The sequence below is a fragment of the Amphritea sp. HPY genome (assembly GCF_050870985.1).
GTDB lineage: Bacteria > Pseudomonadota > Gammaproteobacteria > Pseudomonadales > Balneatricaceae > Amphritea.
Genome location: NZ_CP194015.1, coordinates 2,484,889 through 2,497,013, shown reverse-complemented (window position 1 = coordinate 2,497,013; position 12,125 = coordinate 2,484,889). Strand labels below are relative to the sequence as shown.

Genomic DNA, 12,125 nt, shown 5'->3' with positions numbered 1-12,125 from the left:
ATTAATCATACTGGCGAATAACCATTGGCTAACTACGGTTATTGTGATGGGGGTGTACACAATTGAAAAGGCTTACTTACTAAGTCGTCCGGAAAATGGTTAAAGCGATAGTTCTCTGAGCTAAGTATTTTAGCATGACCGTGATGTTGTTCTGGACCGAAGGGGTAGCGCTATAGTGGAGGAACATCATGCAATTCTTAAGACATTTACTGTTGTTTATACCTGCCGTTTTGCTCAGTAGCACGGTTGTAGCTGCGCCACCAGATGGGTGGAGTCTTTATGACGACTTTTCCGATCGAACCATTAATGCTGAATTCTGGGATGGAAAGCAGTCTTTTAACCATTACTGGATTGATCCACCAGTTGGTGAATATCAAGATTGGAGCAGTTATGAATTGTTACGTATGGTAGTACCAAATCCCATAGGGGGAGAGAAACCGCGAGGTCTTAGTGCTGATGGGACTCTTGATTTGGTTAATAGAACTCATGGTGTTATGTCTGGTGACGGGGTAGGTGCAACACGTACAAGATTAGGTTTAGCGCTTCAGGATAGAAGCGAGGTTGTTGGGGTTGGTGGTCGAATTGGCTTCAATGATGTCGATGTTGTTAGTTGTTATGGTAGAGATTCTGCCAGGCTGCGAATCATTACTGGTTTTTACAATATTAACTCGAGTTCTGTTCCAGGTGATTTGACTGGAGAGGTCATGGCTTGGATCGGTCTTAGAAAAAGAGCCAGTTTTACAGCGGAGGGGATGCGCGTAGATGCTGTGGTTTTTGAATGCGGTGACCCTGATTGTCAAACTGTAGAGTGGTCGGATGGCGTCGTTTTTCCTTTTGCTTCTGCAAAAGAGTATGTGGACGTTACAATGGAATGGGATGAGTCCAGCGCCAGTTTTATATTTACTTACAATGGCGCAGAAGTGTCAATTTCGAGTGTTCACAATGAGCGATATGCACCTCAATCATCCATGTGGGTGCAGGCTGCTGTAGATCTTTCTGTTTGTCCTTCAGAACCTGCACAAGGATACATCGATGGGAAGGTGGACGAGATATATATTAAATACAGTGGTGGATGAGGGTTGGAATGGGATAGCTATTTCAGATAAATGGTAGATAAATGGGGTCGGTAGATAAATGGGGTCAGAGTAAAGTTAATTCCTGGCCCCTAAAATCATCCTTACAAAGCCACCAACCTCAGCCCTACATCCACACCCAATTAAGAAGGCCCTTTCGAGCCACGAGCAAGCAGGTTGCTGCGTTCGAGCAACGAGCTACGGTTCTTACTTCTTAGCCCTTGCCGTCGACGGCGATACCCCAAAATAGTCCTTAAAACAGTTACTGAAATGACTGGTACTGACAAACCCGCTGGCCAGCGCAATGTTGGTAATGGTCTCATTGCTCTGCAGCAACAACCGCCGTGCGTGGGTGATACGCAGCTCAAGGTAATAGCGCGACGGGCTGGTTTCCAGATGGGTCTGGTACAGGCGTTCCATCTGGCGGCGGGAGATGCTGGTGTGCGAGGCGAGTTCTTCCAGTGTCAGTGGTTCTTCTATATTACTGCGCATCAGCGCGAGCAGGTTGCGCAGGGTTTCGGGGAAGGTGGGGTCGTCGCCAGTTTGCAGGTTCATGGTGCCGCCGCTTTCGGCGACCTGATCGCAGCTGAGGATCTCGCGGATAGCCCGGACAATGTTCTGGCCATAGCTCTGCTCGATCAGTTTTAGCATCATTTCCAAAGCGCTAACAGGCCCAGCACAGGTGGCGCGCAGTGGATTGAGAATAAGGGCGTTGTCGGAAACCTGCACCCGGGGGAATTTTTCCCGGACGAAAGCGTGATTGTCGGGATGCACTGAGCATTCCTGGTTATCCAGCAGGCCGGCATAGGCCAGTGCGACGGTGCCATTCCACAGTCCGCCGACAATAAGCCCCTGCTTGTCAGCGGCTTTGAGCATAGTGGTCAGAGTTGGGTTTTCTTCCAGCGAGCAGCGAAAACCACCGCAGACGATCAGGATATCGACTGTACCGCGGTGCTCGATGGTGAAGTGTTCCAGCGTAGTGTTGGTGGCGATCTCAATGCCAAGGTCGCTCATCGCCATGCGTGAATCGACACCCATAATGATGTGTTCAAACAGTGGCGCTGTTCTTACCAGATTTGCGGTGACCAGTGCATCGACCGCCGCGGTGAAGGCCATCATCGAGAAGTGTTCCAGCAGCACGAAGCCAACCTTAACCGGCTTTTCCGGCGCTTCATCGCCGGGCAGGTAGGCGCTGTTGGTGCTGCGCATCACTGAGCTGAAATCACGTTTTTTGGAAGAGTCACTCATCACTTCATTCTCATTGTGTTTTTAATGGCTAGGCTGCGGCAAGGCGGCTGCTCGACTTTGCGGGCACTGTTTATACTCTCAATTCTATGAGTATTCATCACTTTATTGCATCACTACGACACATTTTTTTGCATTTACCTGACTGTCGTAAATGGACACTCCCGAGGCGTGTTCGAGCATAGCGCCAATCCCGAGAGGGGCTAATATCGCTGTTATGGGAGTTATTAAGCATTTCTCTTGGGTAACCCAGCAACGCGATTACCTCCCGACCAGCCTTCCTGATGCAGTTGTTACCGCGTTAGTGAGGCAGGGAAAAATAATTAGAAACCAATTTTGTTACTCGCCTTGTGGGCAGGGTGTGGAGGTATAGATGTTTAGTAAAGATGACCAGATTCAGGGATATGATGACGTATTGTGGGCCGCTATCGGTAAAGAAGAAGTGCGTCAGGAAGAGCATATCGAGCTGATCGCTTCTGAGAACTACACCAGCCCGCGCGTAATGGAAGCTCAGGGTACTGCCCTGACCAACAAGTATGCTGAAGGTTATCCTGAAAAGCGTTACTACGGTGGTTGTGAATACGTTGACGTGGTTGAGCAGCTGGCTCTGGACCGTGCTAAAGAGTTGTTCGGTGCGACTTACGCGAACGTGCAGCCACACTCTGGTTCTCAGGCTAACGCTGCTGTTTACATGGCATTGTGTGCACCGGGCGATACTGTTCTGGGCATGAGCCTGGCGCACGGTGGTCACCTGACTCACGGTTCCCACGTAAACTTCTCCGGCAAGATCTACAACGCTGTTCAGTACGGACTGAATGAAGCGACCGGCGAGATCGATTACGACGAAGTTGAGCGTCTGGCGGTTGAACACAAGCCGAAGATGATCGTTGCCGGTTTCTCTGCTTACTCCCAGATTGTTGACTGGGCGCGTTTCCGCGAGATCGCTGACAAAGTGGGTGCTTACCTGTTCGTTGATATGGCACACGTTGCCGGTCTGGTTGCTGCTGGCCTGTATCCGAACCCGGTGCCTTTCGCTGATGTTGTTACTACTACAACGCACAAGACACTGCGTGGTCCACGTGGCGGTCTGATCATCTCCCGCGATAACGAGCTGGAGAAGAAACTGAACTCTGCTGTATTCCCAGGCGGTCAGGGCGGTCCTCTGATGCACGTAATCGCAGCTAAGGCGGTAGCGTTCAAAGAAGCGCTGGATCCTGAATTTAAAGAGTACCAGGCGCAGGTTGTTAAGAACGCCAATGCGATGGCTGAAGTACTGATCGAGCGCGGTTTTGAGATCGTTTCCGGCGGTACTAAAAATCACCTGTTCCTGCTGAGCCTGATCAAGCAGGGTCTGACCGGTAAAGATGCTGATGCTGCCCTGGGTCGCGCCAACATCACTGTGAACAAGAACGCTGTACCGGGCGATCCACAATCTCCGTTCGTAACTTCTGGTCTGCGTATCGGTTCACCGGTTATTACCACCCGCGGTTTCAAAGAAGCACATTGCCGCACGCTGGCAGGCTGGATCGCTGACCTGCTGGACGTACTGAACCAGCCGGAAGCGCTGGAAGTTAAGATCGCAGAAGTGAAAGAACAGGTTAAGGCGCTGTGCGCTGACTATCCGGTTTATAAGTAAGCCAACCGTTAACTATTGAACATAAGCGGTCTGCTCTGACTTTAGAACAGAGCTGGCCGCGACTGAAACAGGAGCTGATGTTATGCAGCGTTATTCAGGTTTTGGACTGCTCAAGCACAGTCTCACGCATCATGAGAACTGGCAGCGCACCTGGCGTAACCCTACGCCGAAGAAGAAATACGATGTCATCATTATCGGTGGCGGCGGTCACGGTCTGGCAACGGCTTACTACCTGGCTAAAGAGCACGGTGTAACTAACGTAGCGGTAATCGAAAAAGGTTACCTGGGTGGCGGTAACACTGCCCGTAACACGACGATCGTACGTTCTAACTATCTGTGGGATGAGTCTGCTCATCTGTATGAGCATGCGATGAAGTTGTGGGAAGGCCTGTCACAGGACCTGAACTACAACGTTATGTTCTCCCAGCGTGGCGTACTGAACCTGGGTCACACCCTGCAGGATATGCGTGATATCGAGCGTCGTGTTAACGCGAACCGCCTCAACGGTATCGACGGTGAAGTACTGGATCCGCAGTCGATCAAAGAGATCGTGCCGCACATGGATTGCTCTGAAAACAGCCGTTTCCCGATTATGGGTGCTTCCTGGCAGCCACGCGGCGGTGTTGCCCGTCACGATGCGGTAGCCTGGGGCTTTGCCCGCGGAGCGGACTCTTTCGGTGTTGATCTGATTCAACAGACCGAAGTGACCGACATGATCATCGAAGATGGCGCTATCATCGGCGTTAAAACTGACCGTTACGGCGATATTAAAGCCGATCGTGTTGGTTGTGTTGTTGCTGGTAACTCCGGTGTGATGGCGAAGAAGGCCGGTTTCGAACTGCCGCTGGAATCTCACCCGCTGCAGGCACTGGTATCTGAGCCGATCAAGCCGATCCTGGATACGGTTGTTATGTCTAACCACGTACACGGTTACGTCAGCCAGTCCGATAAGGGCGACCTGGTAATCGGTGCTGGTATCGACGGTTACACCGGTTACGGTCAGCGCGGCTCATACCCGACTATCGAACATACTGTACAGGCGATCGTGGAGCTGTTCCCGATCTTCAGCCGGGTACGTATGAACCGTCAGTGGGGCGGCATCGTGGATACTTGTCCGGATGCTTGTCCGATTATCAGTAAGACTCCGGTTGAGAACCTGTTCTTCAACTGTGGTTGGGGTACCGGTGGTTTCAAGGCCACTCCGGGCGCTGGTAATGTCTTTGCGGCTTCTCTGGCGAAGGGTGAAATGCACCCGCTGGCCGAGCCATTCTCTATGTTCCGATTCCACGACGGCGCGCTGATCGATGAGCACGGCGCTGCTGGCGTAGCACACTAACAGGGGCTGATTAAAATGTTTCATATCTATTGCCCGCATTGTGCGGAATATCGTGAAGAAGAAGAGTTTCACGCATCAGGTCAGGCGCACATCGCCCGTCCACTGGACCCTGAAGCCTGTTCCGATAAGGAGTGGGGCGAGTATATGTTCTTCCGTAAAAACCCACGTGGCATTCACCACGAACTTTGGGTTCATGCAGCCGGCTGTCGCAAGTTTTTTAACATTACCCGCGACACCCAGACCTACGAAATTAAAGAAGTCTACAAGATCGGCGAGCAGCCATCTGTAGTCGCTGAGTAAGAGGAGCGGAACAATGACACAACAAAACCGCCTCCAGAGCGGAGGTCGCATCGACCGTTCCAAGCCATTGACCTTTACCTATAACGGTAAGCAGTTCACTGGTTTTCAGGGTGACACTCTGGCATCTGCAATGTTGGCAAACGGCATCGATGTCGTTAGCCGTAGTTTCAAATACAGCCGTCCGCGCGGTATCGTCGCGTCTGGTGCTGAAGAGCCGAATGCGGTACTGCAGCTGGGTGCAACTGAGGCGACTCAGGTACCTAACGTGCGTGCTACGCAACAGGAACTGTTTAACGGTCTGGTGAGCCAGGCGACTAACGGCTGGCCGAATGTTGATACCGACGTTATGTCCGTGCTGGGCAAGGTCGGTGGCCAGATGATGCCTCCTGGTTTCTACTACAAGACCTTCATGTTCCCGAAGGCTCTGTGGGATACCTATGAGACTATTATCCGTAAGGCTGCAGGCCTGGGTCGTTCACCTCTGGAAAATGATCCGGATACTTACGACAACATTAACCAGCACTGTGACGTATTGGTAGTCGGTGCCGGTCCTGCCGGTCTGGCTGCTGCACTGACTGCAGCGCGCAGTGGCGCCCGTGTCATTCTTGCTGATGAGCAGAGTGAATTCGGTGGCAGCCTGCTGAGCTCTAAAGAGACCCTGGACGGCAAGCCTGCCTCTGAGTGGGCCAAGACTGTTACAGAAGAGCTGCGCGGCTACGACGATGTCATGCTGCTGCCACGTTCTACTGTAAACGGTTACCACGATCATAACTTCGTTACTATTCATGAGCGTTGTACTGATCACCTGGCCGATATCGCGCCGGTTAATCAGGCTCGTCAGCGTTTGCACCGGGTTAGGGCTAAGTGGGTTGTACTGGCCACTGGTGCACATGAGCGTCCATTGGTTTATGGCAACAACGATGTACCGGGCTGCATGGTAAGCAACGCAGTTTCTACTTACATCAACCGTTACGGTGTAGTACCGGGTACTGAGCTGGTGGTCACTACCACTAACGATTACGGCTATCAGGCGGCACTGGACTGGCATGATGCCGGCCGTAAAGTAGTTGCTGTGGTTGATACCCGTGCGAATCCTGCTGGTGATCGTGTCGATGCGGCGCGTTCCCGTGGTCTGAATGTCATCACCGGTTCTGCGGTAATCGATGTTCAGGGTAAGAAGCGTGTTTCCGGTGTATCTGTTGCACCGATCAGCGCAGACGGCGGTAAAGTAACCGGCTCTGTAACTAAGCTGAGCGCTGATACAGTTGCGACTTCCGGTGGCTGGAGCCCGGTTATTCACCTGTCCAGTCATACTGGCAGCCGTCCGATCTGGAATGACGAGATTGTTGGCTTCGTACCGGGTCCGACTGTTCAGAAGCAGCTGACTGCCGGTGGTATTAACGGTAGCTACAACACCGGCACCGCGCTGTTTGAAGGTCTGAATGCAGGTCTGAAAGCTGTCGCTGAAGTAGGTCTGAGTGCTGCTGAAGTGGCTCTGCCAAAAGCTGAGGAAGTGAAAGAGGGCGCACCGATGACCCTGTTCCACATCCCGCACCTGAAGCCGACTTCCCAGGCGCCGAAGCAGTTTGTCGATTATCAGACAGACGTAACGGCCGCGGGTATCGAGCTGGCGTGTCGTGAAGGCTTCGAGTCTATCGAGCACGTTAAGCGTTACACTGCGATGGGCTTTGGTACTGACCAGGGCAAGCTGGGTAACATCAACGGTATGGCGGTTGCCGCGAAGGCGCTGAACAAGACTATTCCTGAGACCGGTACTACTATCTTCCGTCCGAACTACACGCCGATCTCTTTCGGTGCGATCGCTGGCCGTAACTGCGGCGCGCTGTTCGATCCTGAGCGTTACTCTGCGATGCACATGTGGCACGTTGAGCACGGTGCTAAGTTTGAGGATGTTGGCCAGTGGAAGCGTCCATGGTACTTCCCGCAAGGCAATGAGACTATGCAGCAGTCCCTGGACCGTGAGTGTCTGGCGGTACGTGACAGCGTTGGTATTCTGGATGCATCTACCCTGGGTAAGATCGACGTTCAGGGTAAAGATGCCCGTGAATTCCTCGGTCGTGTTTACAGCAACGCATGGGCGAAACTGCCGGTTGGTAAGTGTCGTTACGGCCTGATGTGTGGCGAAGACGGTATGGTATTCGACGATGGTGTATCTGCCTGCCTGGGCGATAACCACTTCGTGATGACCACTACTACCGGCGGCGCAGCACGGGTTCTGGAATGGCTGGAACTGTATCATCAGACCGAATGGCCTGAGCTGGAAGTTTACTTCAATACGGTTACCGATCACTGGTCTACCCTGACTATCTCCGGTCCTAACAGCCGTAAGCTGTTGGCTGAACTGACCGATTACGATCTGAGCAACGATAACTTCAAGTTCATGGATTGGAAGCAGATGAAGGTAGCCGGGGTTCCAGCCCGTGTCTTCCGGATCTCTTTCACCGGTGAGTTGTCTTTCGAGATTAACGTACAAGCTAACTACGGTACCCATGTATGGGAGAAGTTGTTCGAGGCGGGTGCTAAGTACAACCTGACACCGTACGGTACTGAAACCATGCACATCCTGCGGGCTGAGAAAGGTTTCATTATCGCAGGTCAGGATACCGATGGTTCGGTTCATCCTTACGATCTGGGTATGGGCTGGTGTGTTTCTAACCAGAAGCCGTTCAGCTACATCGGTAAGCGTGGTATGAACCGTGCAGACTGCGTCCGTGAAAACCGTAAGCAGTTAGTCGGTCTGAAGACTAAAGATCCTAAGGCTGTGATTCCTGAGGGAGCTCAGGCGGTACTGGATCCTAAGGCACCGATTCCGATGCCGATGGAAGGCCATGTTACCTCCAGCTACTGGAGTGCTAACCTGGGTCATTCTATCGCCATGGGCTTTATTAAAGGTGGCCTGGATAAGATGGGTGAAACTGTTTTCTACCCACTGGCCGATGGCACTGTGATTGAAGCTGAAATTTGCAGCCCGATCTTCCTGGATCCGAAAGGGGAGCGTCAAAATGTCTGATTTGAATGTAATGACACCAGCAGAAATAGCAGCAACTAAGGCTGCGGTAATGGATCAGGTACCTGATCTGAAAACCAATCCTGAGATTCAGGGCCAGTCTCCGCTGCACCATGCGGATCTGGAAAGCCTGGCAAAGGTAGGCCCGAAGCAGGGTGGTATTCACCTGCGTGAGCACAAGCTGCTGGGTCATCTGACTCTGCGCTGTAATCCGGAAAGCGTTGATCAGCTGGCTGCAGCTGAGCGTGTACTGGGCGTGGCACTGCCACTGCAGCCTCTGACCTCTGCGGAGAACGGTGACTATTCAATCCGCTGGATGTCTCCTGATGAATGGTTGATTCTGGTACCGGGTCTTGAGGCCTTCGACGTGGAATCTAAGTTCCGCGACGAGATGGGCGGTCACTACTCGCTGGTTAACAGCAGCGGTGGTTCCACCGTGCTGGAACTGTCCGGCGCTAATGTTGTTGAGCTGCTGAAGAAGTGCACTCCGGTGGATCTGCATTCTAAGCAGTTCCCGGTCGGCAAGGTGGTATCCACTGTGTTCGCTAAGAGCACTGCGATTATCCGTCGTACCGGTGAGCAGCGCTTCGAATTAGTGATTCGTCGCAGCTTCTCTGACTACGTCTGGCTCTGGCTGCAGGATGCCAGCCGTGAATTCGGTCTGGTAATCGAAGCCTGATTTAGCCCCTCAAATAACCGGTCTGCAACCGCAGACCGGTTTTTATCTCTAAATTTGCCTTTAACTGCCTTTCACCAGGCCGTTTATGGCGTCCTATTGTCAGGAGAACTCTTATGAACTCTACTAACCATTCCAAGCCATGGATATTTACCGCCAGTTGTCCGAGTGTTCTGGGTACTGTTGATGTGGTAACCCGTTATATGGCGGAAGCTGGAAACTATGTGGAAGAGATTCACTCTTTTGATGATAGCGAATCAAAAAGTTTCTTTATCCGTATCGAGTTTCAACCGCAAGATGAGAATTTCAGTGCCGAACAGTTCGATGCTGACTTTGGCCCTCGCGCTGCTGAATTCGATATGGAGTGGCAGCTGACCGAGCCTGAACATCGTCCGCGGGTGGCGATTCTGGTATCCAAATACGATCACTGTCTGAACGATCTGTTGTACCGTCATCGTACCGGTCAGCTGAATATAGAAGTACCAGTGATTATCTCTAACCACCCTGACCTTGAGCATCTGGCTGAGTGGCACGGTATTCCGTATCACCACCTGCCGATCAGCGCTGAGACGAAACCATATCAGGAAGCTGAGATCGTTAAGCTGTTAGAGCAATACGATATCGAGCTGGTGGTACTGGCGCGTTACATGCAGGTACTGTCGCCATGGTTGTGCGAACAGTTAAATGGTAAAGCGATCAATATCCATCACTCGCTGCTGCCAGGCTTCAAGGGCGCACGTCCTTACCACCAGGCCTGGGAAAAAGGCGTGAAGATGGTGGGTGCGACTGCTCACTATGTAAACAATGATCTGGATGAAGGCCCGATTATCAGCCAGGGTATCCAGACTGTTGACCATGCATATTACCCGGAAGATCTGGTCTCTAAAGGCCAGGATGTGGAGCGGGTTACCTTGTTCAATGCGATTCGCTATCACATCGAAAAGCGGGTGTTTTTGAATGGTTCCCGCACAGTAGTATTTAGCAGCTAATACACTATTGCACAGATCGCGACGGGGTGTCGCTCCCACAAAGAAAAGTAGCAGTTGCGGGGGCGCGCAGGCATACCCCTTCGGGTACCTCGCGGCGATTTAACATTATTACTGCTCAATGCTAATGCTTAAGGTTTTAATAACTGGTTTTCAGTTACCTTTTTTGAGGTCGGCCAGGCGGTTATGGGTTCTCCCCAAGAAAGTCATAACTGCCGAACTCACACGGGTCGGCCTCAACCCTTTCCTTTACATGCTCTTATTTAAGTTCTCGCGCTTTAAGAAAAGTACAGGTCGTAAACCGGCACGCGGTGCTGCTTCCCGACACCCATAATCGAACTCTTAATTACAATAATAACCTGCGCTCAGATTGCGCGGTGGAGGCTTTATGTCTATCAGTGTTTTTGATCTTTTTAAGGTAGGCGTAGGCCCATCAAGTTCCCATACCGTCGGTCCGATGGTCGCCGCTGCAGAATTCGCAGCAATGTTAGATCAGCAAGCGATGGCGGCTGATGTAGTGCGGATACAGGTCGACCTATACGGTTCTCTGAGTGCCACCGGTATTGGTCATGGCACCGACAATTCAGTGGTTGTCGGCCTGATGGGGGAGCGCCCTCACAGTATTGATCCTGAGATGATTTTGCCCGCCGTGGCAACATTGAAAGAGTGCAACAGCCTGAACCTGCTGGGCCAGTATCCGATCGAGTTTATCTGGGATCGGGATATGAACCTGCTGGAAGAGAACCTTTCATACCATCCGAATGCGATGCGTCTGGCAGCCTTTGGCGCAGATGACAAACTGTTGTACGAAAATACTTATTACTCCATCGGTGGCGGTTTTGTTATCGATGAAAGCGAAGCCACAGCCGATGCTCATCTGGTCCCTCAGGTTGAACTGCCTTATGACTTCAATAATGCGGTAGAACTGCTGGAACTCTGCGAAGCCAATAACTTCACCGTCAGCCAGCTGATGATGGAAAACGAAAAGGTCTGGCGCAGCGAGCAGGAGATTCGCGACGGTCTGATGGGGATCTGGGCGGCGATGAAAGAGTGTATCGCCACCGGCCTGCATAAAGAGGGTATCTTACCCGGTGGTTTGAAGGTCAAACGTCGGGCGATGAGCCTGCACAAATCCCTGATCCGCTCCACTAAACCGAATGTCATCAGCTCAACGATGGGCGCGATGGACTGGATCAACCTTTATGCGCTGGCGGTGAATGAAGAAAACGCCGGTGGCGGGCGGATGGTCACGGCACCGACCAACGGCGCGGCGGGTATCATTCCGGCAGTACTGATGTACTACACGGAGTTCACTGCTAAGGCTACTGAGGAGTGCGTGGTTGATTTCCTGCTGGCAGCGGCTGCGATTGGTGCTCTGTGTAAGAAAAACGCTTCGATCTCTGGCGCTGAAGTAGGCTGTCAGGGTGAGGTCGGCTCGGCCTGTGCCATGGCGGCTGCAGGACTGTGTGAAGTGCTGGGTGGAACCCCGGAGCAGGTTGAAAACGCAGCCGAGATCGGTCTGGAACATAATCTGGGTCTGACCTGTGACCCTGTTGGCGGCCTGGTTCAGGTGCCTTGTATTGAGCGTAATGCGATTGCAGCAGTGAAGGCGATCAATGCCACACAGATGTCTTTGCGTGGCGATGGTGATCACTTTATCTCACTGGATAAGGTAATCAAGACCATGTCGGATACCGGTCGTGATATGCATGATAAGTACAAGGAAACTTCTCGCGGAGGTTTGGCGGTTAACGCAATTGAGTGTTAATTCCTGATAAGATCAAGAAAATGCCATTGGTTGTAAAGCCAATGGCATTTTTGCTTTTCAGCTATAGTGTATTCGGT

At 52.0% G+C, this 12,125-nt stretch carries 9 protein-coding genes; 8 read left to right on the top strand and 1 reads right to left on the bottom strand.

From position 1 onward, the window contains the following. Positions 1–188 precede the first annotated feature (188 nt). Positions 189–1,076 (top strand): hypothetical protein, encoded by an 888-nt coding sequence (locus tag ACQUQM_RS11210; protein WP_432474586.1) that lies wholly within the window; start codon positions 189–191, stop codon positions 1,074–1,076. Between the two features lie 204 nt (positions 1,077–1,280). Here ACQUQM_RS11210 and ACQUQM_RS11205 read toward each other — a convergent pair whose 3' ends face one another. Further along, entirely contained in the window at positions 1,281–2,321 is a 1,041-nt protein-coding gene (locus tag ACQUQM_RS11205) for a GlxA family transcriptional regulator (RefSeq protein WP_432474585.1), read from the bottom strand. Positions 2,322–2,691: 370 nt separating this feature from the next. Between ACQUQM_RS11205 and glyA the strand changes: the two genes are divergently transcribed. The 7 genes from glyA to ACQUQM_RS11170 all read left to right on the top strand — a co-directional run bounded on the left by glyA (position 2,692) and on the right by ACQUQM_RS11170 (position 12,048). Next, a complete protein-coding gene (gene glyA / locus ACQUQM_RS11200) occupies positions 2,692–3,954 on the top strand; it encodes a serine hydroxymethyltransferase (RefSeq protein WP_432474584.1) in 1,263 nt (420 codons plus the stop codon). Between the two features lie 82 nt (positions 3,955–4,036). Next, entirely contained in the window at positions 4,037–5,290 is a 1,254-nt protein-coding gene (locus ACQUQM_RS11195; protein WP_432474583.1) for a sarcosine oxidase subunit beta family protein, read from the top strand. Between the two features lie 15 nt (positions 5,291–5,305). Continuing rightward, the gene (locus tag ACQUQM_RS11190; protein ID WP_432474582.1) at positions 5,306–5,590 is read left to right on the top strand and encodes a sarcosine oxidase subunit delta; all 285 of its coding nucleotides are present in this window, start codon (positions 5,306–5,308) and stop codon (positions 5,588–5,590) included. Between the two features lie 13 nt (positions 5,591–5,603). Then, entirely contained in the window at positions 5,604–8,621 is a 3,018-nt protein-coding gene (locus ACQUQM_RS11185) for a sarcosine oxidase subunit alpha (protein WP_432474581.1), read from the top strand. Further along, complete coding sequence (locus tag ACQUQM_RS11180; protein WP_432474580.1) at positions 8,614–9,297, top strand: sarcosine oxidase subunit gamma; 684 nt, start codon at positions 8,614–8,616, stop codon at positions 9,295–9,297. Before ACQUQM_RS11185 ends, ACQUQM_RS11180 begins: the two co-directional genes overlap by 8 nt. A 113-nt stretch (positions 9,298–9,410) precedes the next feature. Continuing rightward, positions 9,411–10,283, top strand: coding sequence for a formyltetrahydrofolate deformylase (purU, locus tag ACQUQM_RS11175; RefSeq protein WP_432474579.1), 873 nt, complete (start codon positions 9,411–9,413; stop codon positions 10,281–10,283). A gap of 385 nt (positions 10,284–10,668) precedes the next feature. Next, the gene (locus ACQUQM_RS11170) at positions 10,669–12,048 is read left to right on the top strand and encodes an L-serine ammonia-lyase (RefSeq protein WP_432474578.1); all 1,380 of its coding nucleotides are present in this window, start codon (positions 10,669–10,671) and stop codon (positions 12,046–12,048) included. Positions 12,049–12,125 lie beyond the last annotated feature (77 nt).

Excerpts from the sequence above, each read along its gene's own strand:
- glyA (WP_432474584.1), top strand. The coding sequence starts at position 2,692 with ATGTTTAGTAAAGATGACCAGATTCAGGGATATGATGACGTATTGTGG.
- ACQUQM_RS11170 (WP_432474578.1), top strand. The coding sequence starts at position 10,669 with ATGTCTATCAGTGTTTTTGATCTTTTTAAGGTAGGCGTAGGCCCATCA.
- purU (WP_432474579.1), top strand. The coding sequence starts at position 9,411 with ATGAACTCTACTAACCATTCCAAGCCATGGATATTTACCGCCAGTTGT.
- ACQUQM_RS11190 (WP_432474582.1), top strand. The coding sequence starts at position 5,306 with ATGTTTCATATCTATTGCCCGCATTGTGCGGAATATCGTGAAGAAGAA.
- ACQUQM_RS11195 (WP_432474583.1), top strand. The coding sequence starts at position 4,037 with ATGCAGCGTTATTCAGGTTTTGGACTGCTCAAGCACAGTCTCACGCAT.
- ACQUQM_RS11210 (WP_432474586.1), top strand. The coding sequence starts at position 189 with ATGCAATTCTTAAGACATTTACTGTTGTTTATACCTGCCGTTTTGCTC.
- ACQUQM_RS11180 (WP_432474580.1), top strand. The coding sequence starts at position 8,614 with ATGTCTGATTTGAATGTAATGACACCAGCAGAAATAGCAGCAACTAAG.
- ACQUQM_RS11205 (WP_432474585.1), bottom strand. The coding sequence starts at position 2,321 with ATGAGTGACTCTTCCAAAAAACGTGATTTCAGCTCAGTGATGCGCAGC.
- ACQUQM_RS11185 (WP_432474581.1), top strand. The coding sequence starts at position 5,604 with ATGACACAACAAAACCGCCTCCAGAGCGGAGGTCGCATCGACCGTTCC.